Raw genomic sequence first — 15091 nt, forward strand, 5'->3', positions numbered from 1 at the left:
CTGGATAGCCCTCCCCATTTCCCCTAAGCCGCGCGCATCATGAGCCAGTTCCAGTCCGATCTCCTCCGCCTGCTGTCCGACCGTGGCTATATTCACCAGGTCACCGATGCTGCGGCGCTCGACGCGCTCGCGTCCAGGCAGATCGTGCCGGGCTATATCGGCTTCGACCCCACCGCACCTTCGCTGCACGTGGGCGGGCTCATCCAGATCATGCTGCTCCGCCGATTGCAGCAGGCCGGACACAAGCCGATCGTGCTGATGGGCGGCGGCACCGGCAAGATCGGCGATCCGAGCTTCAAGGACGAGGCGCGCAAGCTGTTGGCGGAGGACGGGATCAACGCCAACGTCGCGTCCATTCAGCGCATCTTCGAGCGTTTCCTCACCTTCGGCGACGGACCGATCGACGCGGTGATGGTCAACAATGCCGACTGGCTCGACGCGCTGGAATATATCCCCTTCCTGCGCGAGGTCGGGCAGCATTTCAGCGTCAACCGCATGCTCAGCTTCGACAGCGTGCGGCTGCGGCTGGACCGCGAACAGTCGCTATCGTTCCTGGAATTCAACTACATGATCCTCCAGGCATACGACTTCCGCGAACTGTCGCAGCGGCACGCCTGCCGGCTGCAGATGGGCGGGTCGGACCAGTGGGGCAACATCGTCAACGGCTTGGAGCTTGCCCGCCGGATGGACGGCACGGAGGTATTCGGCGTCACCACCCCCCTGCTCACCACCGCGGACGGCACCAAGATGGGCAAGACGGTGAAAGGCGCCGTCTGGCTCCACGAGGATCAGTTGCCGCACTTCGATTACTGGCAGTTCTGGCGCAACACGGATGACCGGGACGTCGGCCGCTTCCTGCGCCTGTTCACCGACCTGCCGCTCGACGAGATCGCCCGGCTGGAGGCGCTGCAAGGCGCCGAGATCAACCAGGCGAAGATCGTCCTTGCCAATGAGGCAACTGCACTCTGCCGCGGGCGCGACGCAGCGGAGGCGGCGGCGGAAACCGCTCGCCGTACCTTCGAGGAGGGCGCCAGCGGCGATGCGCTGCCGACCGTTCCCGCCGGTCCGGAAGGGATCACCGTCGTCCAGGCTGCCACCGCGCTCGGCTTCGCCGCTTCCAACAAGGAGGCGCGGCGCAAGATCGAGGAAGGCGCCGTGCGCATCAACGACGAGCGCGTGACCACGCATGAGGCGATCCTGCAGCCCGGTGACAAGCTGTCGGTCGGCAAGAAGCAGCATGGCATGGTGGTCGCCGGCTGACGCAACCGGCGGTCATTTGTTGCCGCCCTGTGCCCAGCAGGTCAACGCGCCGTTAAGGACCTTCCTTCGACCCCGCTTCACACCCTGCCTGCTATGCGAAGGTCAGGCTCTCGGGGATAAGCATAGTGCCCGCACCAGGCGCAGTTCATTCCGATTTGCGGTCCATTCCGCGCGACGAAGTGCATTACCGTGCCCGTGCGTTCGGGCCGGACGCCCGTCCGCTGCACCTGCTGATCGTGAACATCTCCGCCATGGGCCTCATGGCGCGGTGCGACGCCGCGTTCCAGGCGGGGGATCGACTGCGCGTCCAATTGCCCGTCGTCGGCACGGTGGCGGCCGAGATCCGCTGGTCGCTGGGCGGCCGGATCGGCTGTGAGCTGGATACGCAGATCGGCCTTGCCGACTATTACGAACTCCTCGCCGCGCTCACGAAAGCCCGCTAGCGCCGCACCAGCAGGACGCCGACGAAGACCAGCGCGACGCCGGCCAGCTTGGTTGTGCTGATCGGCACTTGCCGGAGCCCCAGCAAGCCGAAATGATCGAGCACGAGCGCGGCAACGAGCTGGCTGCCGATCGCCATGGTCAGCGTGGTCGCCAGCCCCAGCCGGGGAGCCGCAAAGGCCATCACCGCCACGAACCCCGCGCCATAGAAGCCACCCAGCCACGCCCAGGCCGGCGCGCCCTTGACCGCTGCGGGACCGGTCCGATCGAGCGCCGCCCACAGCGCCAGCAAGGTCAGCGTTCCGACGATAAAGGAGATCAGGGCCGCCAGCAGCACCGACCCCGAGGTTCGCGCCAGGGCTGCGTTGGTCGGCGGCTGTACGGCAAGCCCGATACCGGCAAGGAGAACGGCGAGGATCGGCAGAAACTGCATGACGAAGCGCCTATCCGCTCACCCCGAGCGCAGCAACTGCACTCCGGCGTCGCGTTCGAAAAGGTAGAGCGCCACCCGCGCCGCCTGCCCCCGCCCGCCGCTGAGCCCGCCATCGCGATCCACCAGCAGGCGCGCGTCGTCGGTCGCCACGGGCAGCAGCGTGTTCAGCATTTCGGGCGTTGCCAGCCGGAACTTCTCCTCGCCCGATTGCCGGGTGCCCAGAAGCTCGCCTGCTCCCCGCAGGCGCAGATCTTCCTCCGCGATGCGGAAACCGTCGTTCGTTTCCCGCATCAGCGCCAGCCGTGCGCGGGCAGTCTCGCTCAGGGAGCCGCCGCGTACCAGCAGGCATACCGATCGCCCGCCGCCGCGCCCCACGCGCCCGCGCAGCTGATGGAGCTGCGCCAGGCCGAAGCGGTCGGCATGCTCGATCACGATCAACCGCGCATTCGGCACGTCTACCCCGACCTCGATCACCGTCGTGGCAACCAGCACCGAAACGCGCCCCGCAGCGAAATCCGCCATCACCGCGTCCTTCTCCGGCCCTTTCATTCGGCCGTGAACGAGGCCCACGCGATCGCCGAAGCGGGTGCGCAGGGCCTCGGCCCGGGCCTCGGCGGCGGCCATGTCGCTGTTCTCGCTTTCCTCCACCAGCGGACACACCCAATAGGCCTGCCCTCCGTCGGACAGGTGCCGCGCGAGGCCGTCGACGATCTCGTCCAGGCGCTCCTCCGCGATCACCCGCGTTTCGATCGGCTCGCGACCGGGCGGCATCTCGTCCAGCCGGCTCACGTCCATCTCGCCGTAATTGGCGAGCGTCAGCGTACGCGGGATCGGCGTCGCGGTCATCACCAGGAGGTGGGGCGGCCGCTGGCCCTTGGCCTGCAACAGCATGCGCTGCGCCACGCCGAAGCGGTGCTGCTCGTCGACCACGACAAGCCCGAGGTCGCGATAGGTGACCCCTTCCTGGAAGATCGCGTGCGTGCCGATCAGGATCTGGATGGAGCCGTCCGCCACCCCCATCAAGGTCGCCTCCCGCGCGCGGCCCTTGTCTCGCCCGGTCAGGATCGCAACCTCGACGGGCAGGCCGGCAAACTGGCGGCGCAGTGTTTCATAGTGCTGGCGCGCAAGGATCTCCGTGGGCGCCAGCAGCGCGCCCTGCGCGCCCGCCTCCACCGCCGCCAGCAAGGCCATGGCCGCCACCAGCGTCTTCCCGGAACCGACATCGCCCTGGAGGAGCCGCAGCATCGGCGCCTCCTGCGCCATGTCGCCCTCGATCTCGCGAATGGTGCGCGCCTGCGCGCCGGTCGGCGTGTACGGCAGGTCGAGCATGTCGCGCAGCCGACCGTCGCCCGCCAGCGAGCGGCCCCGCCGCTTGCGACTGTCCTGGCGGACCAGCATCAACGCCAACTGGTTCGCGAACACTTCGTCATAGGCCAGCCGCTCGCGCGCCTTCGCATCGGAAGGATCGGCATGCACTCGCGCGAGAGCCTCGCGCCAGCCCGGCCAACCCCGCTGCTCCAGCAGGCCCGGCTCGATCCATTCCGCGAGCGCGGGCGCCCGCTCGATCGCCTGTGCCGCAAGGGCGCCCAGCCGCTTGGACGTCATGCCCTCGGACAGCGGGTAGATCGCCTCGCGCCCGCCCACAGCGTCAGCTTCCTCCACCGGCAGGGCATAATCGGGGTGTACGATCTGCAAGGCATCCCCGTAGCGGTCCAGTCGGCCGGACACGCGCCTGGGCTCGCCCACCGGCAGCAGCTTTCTTGCCCAGCCCGGATGCCCGCCGAAATAGACCAGGCTTACCGTGTTGCCGTGCGTGTCCTCGGCCAGCACCCGGGTCGGCCCGCGGCCATTGCCCGAGCGATGCTCCCGCGCCGTCAGCGTGATAGCGATCGTGCGGCCCACGTCTGCGGCATCCAGTTCCTCGCGCGGCAGCCGATCGATCCAGCCGGTGGGCAGATGGAACGCCACATCGGCGACGCGCCGCAGCCCCAGCCTTTCCAGCGGCTTGGCCAGCCCCGGACCGACGCCCTTCAGTGCGGTGACTTCCGCGAACAATGGATTGAGGATTTCGGGGCGCATGACTATCTCGATCGCTCATCTAGTCCGAGCTCGCTGCGTCTCCAAGCGCCGCGAGCTCATCGCGCTTTGGAGCCGCCGCATGGATCGCGATCACCGCCTCAGGCGCCTGCGCTTTCGCGCCTGGCATCGCGGCACCAAGGAGGCCGATCTGTTGATCGGCGGTTTTTTCGACGCGCGTTCCGCCGGTTGGAGCGACGAGGAGATCACCTTGTTCGAGCAGCTGCTGGAGGAGCAGGACGTCGATATCATGGCCTGGGCCATGCAGGTCGAACCCGCGCCGCCCCAATATAGAGGCACGCTGATGCAGGCGCTGCGCGAACTCGATTACGTGCCGATCGCCCGCTGACGCGGGTGCAACAATCTCGTCACCCCGGCTTTGTGCCGGGGGCCACCGTGGCGCGCATCCGGAAGATGAGGCGCGCGGCGGAGTGGATGCCGGAACAAGCCCGGCATGATGGCAGGAGTAACGATGCCCGACCTGAAGACCATCCTTTCCGCCGCGGCGCCCCTGACGCTTTCCGGCGTGCCGAGCGGTTTCCAACCCTGGCTGCTGGCCGATCTCGCCCGCGCTGCGCCGACCCGCGCCGTGTTCGTCGCCGCCGACGAAGCCGCGATGCGCGCGATCGCCGCCACCGCCCCGGCCTTCGCACCCGAGCTGGAAGTGCTCACCTTTCCGGCATGGGACTGCCTGCCCTATGACCGCGCTTCTCCCACGCTGCGCGTCATGGCCGAACGAATGGCCACGCTTCATGCGCTGCAACGCAAGCCGAACGGGCCGCAGCTGCTCCTCACCACAGTCAACGCTGTTGCCCAGCGCACGCTGACCCCGTTCCGCATTCGCCAGCTCGTCGCCCGCCTTGCGCCCGGTGAACGGATCGGGCGCGACCGGCTGGCGGAGCTTCTTTCGGCCAACGGCTATGTGCGGACCGAGACGGTGCATGATGCGGGCGAGTTCGCCGTGCGCGGCGGCCTGGTCGACCTGTTCCCGAGCGGCGAGGAGCAGGCGCTGCGTCTCGACTTCTTCGGCGACGAGATCGAGTCGGTCCGCTCCTTCGATCCCGCGGACCAGCGCACCACCGGCAAGCTGGACGGCTTCACGCTCCTGCCCGCCTCCGAGGCGCTGCTTGACGAGGAGTCGATCAAGCGCTTCCGCAGCCGGTACCGCGAGAAGTTCGGCGCCACCGCAACCGGCGATCCGCTCTACCAGGCGGTGTCCGACGGTCGGCGCCTGGCCGGGATGGAGCATTGGCTTCCGCTGTTCGAGGAGAAGCTCGCTACCCTGTTCGAGCATCTGGGGGATGGCGCCGTGGTCGTCCGCGAAGCGGGCGTCGCCGGCTCGGCCGAGAGGCGGCTGGAGGCCATTGCCGACTATTACGAAAACCGGATGCGGGCGCAGACCGGCCAGCCGGGAAGCTACCGCCCGCTCGGCACCACCGCGCTCTACCTTGGCGAAAAGGAGTTGAACCAGGCGTTCGATGCGGCGCCGGCGCACCGTACCTCGCCGTTTCACGAACCGGAATCCGCCAGCGTGCTGGACTTCGCCGTCGACGGTCCGCGTGACTTCGCGCCCGAGCGCACGGCGGGCACCAACATCTACGAGGCCGTGGTCGATCACCTCGCCGCTCTCGGGCGCCAGAAGCGCAAGCGTGTCCTTGCCAGCTACTCGGTGGGTGCGCGCGATCGCCTGGCGGGGCTGCTTGCCGATCACGACCTGGCCGGCGCACGCAAGGTAGACAGCTGGCACGAGGCGCTGGGCGTCGGCGAGACGCAGGTTGCGCTGCTCGTCCTGCCGCTCGATCATGGCTTCACCACGCCGGACGTGGCGCTGCTCACCGAGCAGGACATGCTGGGCGACCGGCTCGTCCGCCGGGCCAAGCGCAAGAAGTCCGCGGACGCCTTCCTCGCGGAGATCGCCAGTCTCACGCCGGGCGATCTCGTCGTCCATGTCGATCATGGCATCGGCCGGTACGAAGGGCTGACACAAATTCCGGTCAGCAAGGCCCCGCACGATTGCGTCGCGGTGAGCTATGCCGGCGGCGACAAGCTGTTCGTGCCGGTGGAAAACCTCGAGGTTCTCAGCCGCTACGGCTCCGACAGCGATGCGGTGGCCAGCCTCGACAGGCTGGGTGGCGAGGCATGGCAGCGCCGCAAGTCGAAGATGAAGGAGCGCATCCGCGAGATCGCGGGTGAGCTGATCAAGACGGCCGCTGCCCGCGCGCTTCGGCCGGCCGAAGTGGTGGAGCCCGACGAGGGCGCCTATGCGAGCTTCGTCGATCGCTTCCCGTATGAGGAAACGGACGATCAGGATCGCGCCATCGGCGACGTGCTGGAGGATCTGTCCGCCGGCAAGCCGATGGACCGGCTGGTCGTCGGCGACGTGGGCTTCGGCAAGACCGAGGTGGCGCTGCGCGGCGCGTTTGCCGCGGCGATTTCCGGACATCAGGTCGCTGTGGTCTGCCCGACGACCCTGCTCGCGCGCCAGCATTACAACAACTTCGCCCAGCGGTTCGAAGGCTTCCCGCTCAAGGTGGGCCGCCTTTCGCGCCTCGTCGGCACGGCGGAGGCCAAGGCGACCAAGGACGGGCTTGCCGAAGGCACGGTGGACGTGGTCGTGGGTACGCATGCGATCCTCGCCAAGGGCGTCGAGTTCAAGCGGCTCGGCCTTGTCGTCGTGGACGAGGAACAGCGCTTCGGCGTCACCCACAAGGAACGGCTCAAGGCGCTCAAGACGGACGTCCACCAGCTCACCCTGACTGCCACTCCCATCCCGCGCACGCTGCAGATGGCCATGTCGGGCTTGCGCGAGCTCTCCGTGATCCAGACGCCGCCGGTCGATCGCCTGGCGGTGCGCACGTACGTCATGCCCTGGGACCCGGTGGTGCTGCGCGAGGCCTTGCTGCGCGAACATTATCGCGGCGGTCAGAGCTTCTTCGTCGTGCCCCGCATCAACGACCTGCCCGACGTGGAGCAGTTCCTGCGCGAGCATGTGCCGGAGGTCCGCTACGTCGTCGCGCACGGCCAGATGGCGGCGGGCGAGGTGGAGGAGCGCATGTCCGCCTTCTACGACAAGAAGTTCGAGGTGCTCGTCTCCACCACCATCGTGGAGTCCGGCCTCGACATCCCCAGCGCCAACACGATGGTCGTGCACCGCGCCGACCGCTTCGGCCTTGCCCAGCTCTACCAGCTGCGCGGCCGCGTCGGGCGCTCCAAGACGCGCGCTTACTGCTATCTCACCACGCCGGAAGGCCGTATCCTCACCGAGACGGCCGAAAAGCGGCTGAAGGTCCTGTCGGATCTCGACAGCCTGGGGGCAGGCTTCCAGCTCGCCAGCCACGATCTAGATCAGCGCGGAGCCGGCAACCTGCTGGGCGACGAGCAATCGGGGCATATCAAGGAAGTCGGCTACGAACTCTACCAGTCGATGCTGGAGGAGGCGATCCTCGACGCCAAGGCCGGCGGCATGCGGCAGGAGCGTCCGCGTGACTTCTCGCCGCAGATCACGGTGGACGCCCCGATCCTCATCCCCGAGGACTATGTCCCCGATCTCGACCTGCGCATGGGCCTGTACCGCCGCTTGAACGAACTGGAGGATCGTGCCGCCGTGGACGGGTTCGCTGCCGAACTGATCGACCGCTTCGGCCCGCTACCGGCGCCAACCGACAATCTGGTGAAGCTGATCGAGGCGAAGCTGAACGCCCGCAAGGCCTGCATCGCCAAGCTCGACGTCGGGCCGCGCGGCGCCGTGGTCAGTTTCCACGAGGACACGCCGCCCAACATCCCCGGCCTGATCGCCTATGTCGATCGGCTGGGCGGGGTGGCGAAGCTTCGTCCCGACAACAAGCTGGTGGTCAATCGCAACTGGGGCGATCCCCAGGCGCGGCTCAACGGCGCTCTGCAACTATCGAAGGGGCTGGCAAAGGCGGCGGGCTGAACGACGACCGCGCGGACCGTCAGGAACTGTGGTCCGCGACGATCCGCCAGCCCGCTTTCTCGCGCGAGAACACCACGCTGGTGATCCCGGTGGCGGTCTTCGCGTCGGGGTAGCGCAGCGTGTAGCGTGAAATCAGCAGCGCCTTGTCCCTGCCCAGCGGCCGGAATTCCAGCGTGGCAAAGGACAGCGCGCCGCGCTTCGCCGGGTCATCGAAGGAGTAGGCCTTCAGGTACATCCCCCGCATCGCCGCCTTGCCGCGGATGACCCCGGTCGAGGTCACGAAGCTGGTGGCCGGATCCTCCGAATAGATGCGAAGGAAACCGTCAAGGTCTCCCTTGGACCATGCCGCCGCCGTGGCCTGCATCGCCAGTTCGATCGTCTGCCGGTCACTCGCCACCGGTGCCGCCGCTACCGCGACCGCCGCCCAGAATGCCATCATCGTCATTCTCCCATCAACTCGACCAGTTCCGCCACGGCAAGCGGGCCGGCACACAGGAAGCCCTGAAACAGCTGGCACCCTTCCTTTGCCAGCAGGTCCAACTGCTCGTCGGTTTCCACTCCTTCGGCGATCACCGCCAGCCCCAGCGAACGCGCCATCTCGATCACGCCCCTCACCACCACCCGGTCCCGGGCGGTGCCGCCGATATCCTGCGCCAGTTTCTTGTCGATCTTCAGGTAATCGAGCGGCAGCGACTTCAGATAGGCAAGGCTCGAATAACCCGTGCCGAAATCGTCGATCGCCACGCGACAGCCTGCCTGTCGCAGGGTGTTCAGCAACCCTGCGGCGACACCCAGATCGTCGATCAGCCCGCTTTCGGTGATCTCCAGCGTCAGCCGGTTGCGCGGAAAGCCGCTGGCATCGACCCGGTCGAGGAACAGGTCGGCAAAGCCCGGCCGGGCGATGTCTCCGGCCGTCAGGTTCAGCGAGAGGCGCAGCCCTGCCAGCAGGCGGGGCCAGGCGGCCGCCTGCTCCAGCACGATTCGCTGGATGTGGTCGGACAGCGGAACCTCGATGTCGGCGCGCTGCGCGGCGGCGAACAGCGCCTCCGCACCGATCGTGCCGAACTCCGGATGGCTCCAGCGTGCCAGTGCTTCCACGCCCGTGATCGCCCGCGTGGCGATGGTCACCTGAGGCTGGAACAGGACCTGTATCTCGCCGCCGCCGATTGCCTGCCGCAAGTCCGCCGCCAGCCGGTCGAGCGGCAGGTCCGGGATGGTCCCCGCCACGCGCATGGTCACGCCGTCGGCGTCCCGCGCTTCGGCCAGCGCCTCGCTGGCGCGCCGCAGCAAAGTGGAGGCGGTATCGTCCTGCTGCGCCATCGCCACGCCGATCCGGCTTCCCAGGACGATGATGGAATCGCCCGCCACGAACGGACGGGCCAGGGCGGCGGCCACCGATCGCGCAAGATCGGCCACCTGCGCCGCCGTGGCATGAAGCGCGATCAGATATTCGGAACCCGCCGTGCGCGCGAGAAACGCGCCGTGAGGGGTTTCTTGGCGCGCGACCAGGTCGATCCGCCCCAACGCGGCACGGAGCAGCGCATCGCCGGCGCGGCGGCCATAGCTCGTGTTGACCATTTCGAAGCGGTTCAGGGACACCAGCATGACCTGAAGATCCGTCCGGCGGCCTTCCTCGAGTTCGCGCCCGAGCCAGCGTCGGGCGCCGCCGATATCGCTGATCCCGACCATGGCATCGCGCAGCAACTCACCCGCATCCGGCACCGTTCCCAGGGGCTCGGCGATTGCCTCCACCCGCCCGCTTTGCGGGTCGAGCTGCACATGCTGCACGAACCGTCCCAGCCCGGGCAGGTCGTGAGCAAACACCGCGCGCCGTCGCGCCGCCGTGAGGCCGCGCAGGCGGGAAACCACGGCCGCGCGCTCGTCCTGCGGAAGCTGGCGGAGCAAGGTCCGCGTCGAGACCGCTTCCTCGAAGGCCAGCAATCGCGACAGCTCAGCCGTGAGGTGCACCTTCCCGTTGCTCGGATCGAAGCGCCAGCCAAGCGTGCGGGCCGTCGCCGCGCCCCAGCTCCCCGCTAGCCGTTCCGCATACCGTCCGGCGAAACGGAGCGCCTGGAGGAACTCCGTCCGGCCGAACGGACTGCACAGGAAGTGCGTCGCTCCCGCCTCGAAGAACCGCGGGAGTGCGCCGAGATCGCTCGGCGCCACCAGGACGAGCAAGGCGGCGCCCTGCTCGGCCGCCACGGCGCCCAGCGCGCCGGTGGCGCCCACGCCATCCCCCAACGCACCCCGGGCATCGACAACGGCAACAGCGGCGCCGCTGGAAGCGAAACGCTGTTCCGCGCCCACCGCCCGGCGCGCCGCGATCACCTGCCAGCCATCTTCGGCTGCCAGCATTGCCAGCTCGTCCCGCTGGTGAAAGGAAAGGACGTACAAGGGCGCCTGCGCGACCGGCAGGCTGCGTCTCTTCCTGCGGATCGTTCCGTCCCCCATCGCGCAAGGCTTAGCTTGCCGCGCGAAAGACGCAAACGGACTTGTTCGGGGCCGGGGGAAGGCCTAGCTCCACTCCATGGCCACTGCGCCCGCTCTGATGGACCAATTTGGCCGAACGATCAGCTACCTGCGGATCTCGGTGACGGATCGCTGCGACCTGCGCTGTCGGTATTGCATGGCGGAGGAGATGACGTTCCTGCCGCGCTCGGCCCTTCTCTCGCTCGAGGAGATCGCCCTGATCGCCGAGCGATTCATCGCGCGCGGCATCCGCAAGATCCGGCTGACCGGGGGCGAGCCGCTGGTGCGGCGGGACGTGGGCGAGCTGGTGCGCCGCCTGGGAAGGCAGCTCGGCAGCGGGCTCGACGAGCTGACCCTGACGACGAACGGCAACCGCCTCGCGCAGCATGCCGGGGACCTCTTCGCTGCCGGCGTGCGCCGCGTGAACGTCAGCATGGACAGCCGCGACCCGGACGTGTTCCGCTTCGTCACCCGCCACGGCGATGTCGCGCGGGTGCTGGACGGCATCGCTGCCGCCCAGGCAGCGGGGCTGCGCGTGAAGATCAACACGGTGGCATTGAAGGGCCTGAACGAGGACGAGTTACCGTCCCTGCTCGCCTGGTGCATGGCCGAGGGGCACGATCTTACCCTGATCGAGACGATGCCGCTCGGCCAGATCGATGAGGACCGGACCGACCGTTTCCTTCCGTTGCCGGTGGTGCTGGAGCGGCTGCAATCGACCTTCCCGCTGGTGGGCGATTCGCATTCCAGCGGCGGTCCGGCGCGCTATTGGCGCGTGGAAGAGAGCGACACCCGGCTCGGCCTCATTTCACCGCTCACCGGCAATTTTTGCGCCACCTGCAATCGCGTACGCCTCACCACGGAGGGCGTGCTCTATACGTGCCTCGGCCATGACGATTGCGTCGACCTGAAGGCTGCCGTGCGGGAGGGCGGGATCGCCGCGCTCGACCAGGCGCTCGATCGCGCGCTCGCCTCCAAGCCCGAGCGCCACGATTTCGACATCGCCGGCGCAGCGCCCGCGGTCAGCCGCCACATGAGCGTCACCGGCGGATGAGCGAACCGTTGCCGGAGCGCCGGGCACTGGTCGCCTCCCCCACCCCGCCGGCGCAGGCCGCGGCGGCGGAACTGGCCGACAGCTTCGACTGGGTGCCGCCGGAGGAGGCGGACCTGATCGTTGCGCTGGGCGGGGACGGATTCATGCTCCAGACGCTCCATGCCATGCTGGAGCGTCGCCGCATCGTGCCGGTGTTCGGCATGAACCTGGGCACCGTGGGCTTTCTGATGAACGAGTGGCGTCGTCACGGCCTCGAGGAGCGTCTTCGGCGCACCCGTCCCTTCAACGTCACGCCCCTCAGCATGACGGCCGAGACGATCGACGGCCAGGTGGTGCAACTGCCCGCGATCAACGAGGTCTCGCTGCTGCGCGAAACCCGGCAGACGGCGAGCCTGGAGGTCACCGTCAACGAGCGGGTCGTCCTGCCGGAACTCGCCTGCGACGGGATCCTCGTCGCCACGCCGGCCGGCTCCACCGCCTACAACTTTTCGGCGCAGGGACCGATCCTGCCGCTCGGCTCCGCCTTGCTGGCGCTGACGCCGATCAGTCCGTTTCGTCCGCGCAGGTGGCGCGGCGCGATCCTGCCGGACAAGGCGCGCATCTCCATTCGCGTGCTGGATCCCGGCAAGCGCCCGGTTAGTGCCGTGGGCGACCAGCGCGAGGTGCGCGACGTCGCGCGGGTGGACGTGGTGATGGATCGTGCGCGCGATCTTACCCTGCTGTTCGATCCCGAACACGCGCTCGACGACCGCATCACCATGGAGCAATTCGTCTCCTGATTTTCCGCCGAAAAGGCGCTTGCGCTTTCGCGAATCCCGCTGCTATAGGCGCGCCTCCCGACGCGGACACAACCGCACGCGACGGTATTCCCTGATAGCTCAGCGGTAGAGCTCTCGACTGTTAATCGAGCGGCCGTAGGTTCGAATCCTACTCAGGGAGCCACCGTTCAGGCGTTAAGTGCCTGCTTTTGCTGGGTTTTCTTCCAGATCAGATTTTCGGTTCCCACAAAAGGGCACCACTCGCGATAGCGTCCGCCCGATCGCACCGGGCGGAACTTCTATCAGAGGCCGCGGACCTCCACGCCGCTGATCGTCACCACCCCATTGCTGCGCAGGTAGTACCGTGGCCTCCCGGTGTACCCATCCCGCCGCATGTCGCAGCGGGTCGCCCTGAGGCGCCGCACATGGTGGGCGCGTGCCTCCGGTTCATCGTCCTCCTGCTCGTCATCGGCGTAGCATCTGCCATCCATTACGGGCGAGCCCCACTCCGGCAGGGTTCCCGGTTCGCTGTCCTCTTCGCCATCGCAAGGGCCATCGTCAGCGGCGGTGTCGTCGTCGTCTTCCTCGTCATCCTCATTCGCCGCCCCGGCGCGCATGGAGGCGGGCTGTCGCATGTCGGCGGATGGCTCCAGCCACGCAACGTCCTGTTCGTCGCCGCTTGGCTCGCCGTCCGGTTCTTCCTCAAGGTCGGGATCGCCGCCCAGCTCGTCCATGAAGGCAATCAGGGCGTCAATCTGATCTCCGATCTCCTTTGCCGCACCGCGACGGCCCAGCGCGGCCGGCAGGTCGAACACGGGCATTGTCGTGCCAGCGGCGATGATGCGTAGCTCAAGCATGGCTCGCCTCCCCGCTCAGAACCGCCTCAATGCGCGCGAGCAATGCGGGACGCGGTTGCCGGCCGGCGCGCAGGCCATCCAGCAGGCTGTTGCTGTTGCCCAGGAGCTTGCCCAGCGCGCCTTCGCTCATTCCGTGCTGCCGGCGGAACGCCTCGATGCGATCGATCAGCGTAGGGGTTTGCTTCCCGAAACGGGAAAGCTGTCGGGCGCTGGGGAGATAGTCCGAGCGCGGCGGGAGGCGCCGGCTTGGGGGGTTGCTCGTAAAACGATGCATGGTTGTTGCTTTCGGTTTGGCCTTCCACAGCCATCCCAAGCGTCGGGCTTGGAGCCGGGGAGTGGAAAACGGACCGAAAGACCGCTCGGCGTGCTTTTAAGCTTTCGCTCTGGACATGGCGCACCGTCCCCGGCCATAAAGGCCAAGTTCGATGCGCACCGCCAAGCGCGCTTCGCAGCTTCGGCAAAAGCCCCGCGCCAACGGGTCTGTTGCCTATTTCAGTTCCGGGTTTCCACACCCACCGGACGAAATGCCACCATCATAGACTCAGCGCAAGCATCCTCCGCCAAGGGGATCGCTTTCGCGCGCTGGACTCTTGCCCCCGTTCTCATCCAAACTCATTGCGAACAGGAGATGTCTGCAATGGGTGAGTTCGACGATTTCACGCGGCAGTTGCGCGATCAGCACCAGACCAAAGCTGATGAATATGCAGCGAATGAAGAGCGGAAGCGGCAGGAGCGCACCGCCGAATGGGATCGGCAAAAGGCCACCCTCGAGCAAGTAACGGCTAACATCTTCGCCGAAGCCACGCGCGCATGTCATGCCCAAGGAATCAGGGTGGTCGTAGGCACCAATTGGAGCCACGGCGACATCACCGATCCAGTGATTGAGTTCCAGGTATTCGGCCCGAAGAAAAGACCCTTCGATGATAGCACTTACGAGGTGTCCTCGAACAAGGCCCTATTCCGCGTCGATAATGGCAGGGTCGTGGCTAAGGTTGTGAAACAAGCGTACGCCAGTAACGTGGGTGTAGATTACGTCGGGTACGACGATGATGGAGCGCGCCAAGCAACTAAGGCGGTGATAGCATCTTATTTCGATGAGATTAGTCCAGAAAGATCTTAGACTCTATCCTTCGAATATGGCTCGCTCGCGCATATGGTCGGATAAGGATCAACGCCGAATGGAGCTTTATTCGCTTGGCCTCAATGATCGCATGATCGCGGAGACCGAGGGCGTCGGGCGGCACGCGATTTGCGACTGGCGCCACGCCAGGTCCCTTCCTGCGAATGACAGCCTTACCATCCGCTTCGACTATGCTTCGAAAACACGCCAGGAGGTGCGCGCCGAACGCATCCGCCTCATGAAGCTTGGTTGGACCGATGAGGCCATCGCCTACCATCAGCAACGGCACCGCAAAGCCATTTATGACTTCCGAAAACGCCAGGGACTGCAACTCGCGACTGGCTCGCTAGATGATCTTCCGCAAATCGTGAGCTACGATGCCAGCTTCGGCGAAAGGCATCTTGCCGACTCAAGCTGGTCCAACTGGCTTGAGGAAATGGGCGCCACTGTTTGGTGATACAATGGAGGGGTAATTGGCAGAGGAACCGTTCAAAAAGGGCGACGTGGTTGCGCTTAAGTCGGGAAGCGAGCTGCTCACTGTCGAGGCGGTTCAGCAGTTTCGCGACGGCAGAGGGTGGCTGGTTGAGGTACTCTGGTTTACGGAAGATGGCTTCAAACGGATGAGCGCCACTTCAGAGGTCTTCGAACCGGCAGAGGAAGCCAAGGATTAAGGCGGGTGAGGCCGGGAG

The 15091-nt window shown here is 66.9% G+C and carries 15 protein-coding genes and 1 tRNA gene; 10 read left to right on the forward strand and 6 right to left on the reverse strand.

What is annotated here, in order from left to right; all coding sequences use genetic code 11:
* The first annotated feature begins 39 nt into the window (after nucleotides 1-39).
* Both tyrS and DVW87_RS00305 read left to right on the forward strand, forming a co-directional pair.
* On the forward strand, nucleotides 40-1260 hold the full coding sequence (gene tyrS / locus DVW87_RS00300) for a tyrosine--tRNA ligase (protein WP_114685801.1): 1221 nt from the start codon (nucleotides 40-42) through the stop codon (nucleotides 1258-1260).
* A 179-nt stretch (nucleotides 1261-1439) separates the two neighbouring features.
* Nucleotides 1440-1703 (forward strand): PilZ domain-containing protein, encoded by a 264-nt coding sequence (locus DVW87_RS00305; protein ID WP_239017689.1) that lies wholly within the window; start codon nucleotides 1440-1442, stop codon nucleotides 1701-1703.
* Here the strand turns inward: DVW87_RS00305 and DVW87_RS00310 are convergent.
* A complete protein-coding gene (locus DVW87_RS00310) occupies nucleotides 1700-2134 on the reverse strand; it encodes a DMT family transporter (RefSeq protein WP_114685803.1) in 435 nt (144 codons plus the stop codon). The two genes, DVW87_RS00305 and DVW87_RS00310, sit on opposite strands and share 4 nt — an antisense overlap.
* An 18-nt stretch (nucleotides 2135-2152) precedes the next feature.
* Nucleotides 2153-4213: an ATP-dependent DNA helicase RecG gene (gene recG / locus DVW87_RS00315; RefSeq protein ID WP_114685804.1), complete on the reverse strand. Its 2061-nt coding sequence runs from the start codon at nucleotides 4211-4213 to the stop codon at nucleotides 2153-2155.
* 79 nt (nucleotides 4214-4292) lie between these two features.
* Between recG and DVW87_RS00320 the strand changes: the two genes are divergently transcribed.
* Both DVW87_RS00320 and mfd read left to right on the forward strand, forming a co-directional pair.
* A complete protein-coding gene (locus DVW87_RS00320; RefSeq protein WP_114685805.1) occupies nucleotides 4293-4559 on the forward strand; it encodes an FAD assembly factor SdhE in 267 nt (88 codons plus the stop codon).
* A 123-nt stretch (nucleotides 4560-4682) separates the two neighbouring features.
* Nucleotides 4683-8144, forward strand: a complete 3462-nt coding sequence (mfd, locus tag DVW87_RS00325) for a transcription-repair coupling factor (protein WP_114685806.1) — start codon at nucleotides 4683-4685, stop codon at nucleotides 8142-8144.
* Between the two features lie 19 nt (nucleotides 8145-8163).
* Here mfd and DVW87_RS00330 read toward each other — a convergent pair whose 3' ends face one another.
* Together DVW87_RS00330 and DVW87_RS00335 are read right to left on the reverse strand one after the other, a co-directional pair.
* Nucleotides 8164-8589, reverse strand: coding sequence for a YybH family protein (locus tag DVW87_RS00330; protein ID WP_239017690.1), 426 nt, complete (start codon nucleotides 8587-8589; stop codon nucleotides 8164-8166).
* Nucleotides 8586-10595 carry a putative bifunctional diguanylate cyclase/phosphodiesterase gene (locus DVW87_RS00335; protein ID WP_181814653.1) on the reverse strand — a complete coding sequence of 670 codons (2010 nt, stop codon included), beginning with the start codon at nucleotides 10593-10595 and terminating at the stop codon, nucleotides 8586-8588. The genes DVW87_RS00330 and DVW87_RS00335 overlap by 4 nt, the downstream gene beginning before the upstream one ends.
* Nucleotides 10596-10671: 76 nt before the next feature.
* On the opposite strand from DVW87_RS00335, the gene moaA reads away from it, so the two are divergent.
* The 3 genes from moaA to DVW87_RS00350 all read left to right on the forward strand — a co-directional run bounded on the left by moaA (nucleotide 10672) and on the right by DVW87_RS00350 (nucleotide 12609).
* A complete protein-coding gene (gene moaA / locus DVW87_RS00340) occupies nucleotides 10672-11667 on the forward strand; it encodes a GTP 3',8-cyclase MoaA (protein ID WP_114685807.1) in 996 nt (331 codons plus the stop codon).
* A complete protein-coding gene (locus DVW87_RS00345) occupies nucleotides 11664-12446 on the forward strand; it encodes an NAD kinase (protein WP_114685808.1) in 783 nt (260 codons plus the stop codon). The genes moaA and DVW87_RS00345 overlap by 4 nt, the downstream gene beginning before the upstream one ends.
* A gap of 88 nt (nucleotides 12447-12534) precedes the next feature.
* Nucleotides 12535-12609: transfer RNA gene (locus DVW87_RS00350), tRNA-Asn, on the forward strand.
* 118 nt (nucleotides 12610-12727) lie between these two features.
* Here the strand turns inward: DVW87_RS00350 and DVW87_RS00355 are convergent.
* On the reverse strand, nucleotides 12728-13282 hold the full coding sequence (locus DVW87_RS00355; protein WP_114685809.1) for a hypothetical protein: 555 nt from the start codon (nucleotides 13280-13282) through the stop codon (nucleotides 12728-12730).
* Nucleotides 13275-13595, reverse strand: a complete 321-nt coding sequence (locus tag DVW87_RS17655; protein WP_147276158.1) for a hypothetical protein — start codon at nucleotides 13593-13595, stop codon at nucleotides 13275-13277. The genes DVW87_RS00355 and DVW87_RS17655 overlap by 8 nt, the downstream gene beginning before the upstream one ends.
* 324 nt (nucleotides 13596-13919) lie before the next feature.
* Here DVW87_RS17655 and DVW87_RS00360 point away from each other — a divergent pair, with 324 nt between their 5' ends.
* The 3 genes from DVW87_RS00360 to DVW87_RS00370 are packed head-to-tail and all read left to right on the forward strand — an operon-like array spanning nucleotide 13920 to nucleotide 15073.
* Entirely contained in the window at nucleotides 13920-14402 is a 483-nt protein-coding gene (locus DVW87_RS00360) for a hypothetical protein (protein ID WP_114685810.1), read from the forward strand.
* 58 nt (nucleotides 14403-14460) lie between these two features.
* Nucleotides 14461-14859 carry a hypothetical protein gene (locus DVW87_RS00365; RefSeq protein WP_114685811.1) on the forward strand — a complete coding sequence of 133 codons (399 nt, stop codon included), beginning with the start codon at nucleotides 14461-14463 and terminating at the stop codon, nucleotides 14857-14859.
* A 16-nt stretch (nucleotides 14860-14875) separates the two neighbouring features.
* Nucleotides 14876-15073 carry a DUF2158 domain-containing protein gene (locus tag DVW87_RS00370; protein ID WP_114685812.1) on the forward strand — a complete coding sequence of 66 codons (198 nt, stop codon included), beginning with the start codon at nucleotides 14876-14878 and terminating at the stop codon, nucleotides 15071-15073.
* Nucleotides 15074-15091: the final 18 nt, after the last annotated feature.

The sequence above is a fragment of the Sphingomonas aracearum genome, from assembly GCF_003345355.1.
In the GTDB taxonomy this organism is placed as follows: Bacteria; Pseudomonadota; Alphaproteobacteria; order Sphingomonadales; family Sphingomonadaceae; genus Sphingomonas; species Sphingomonas aracearum.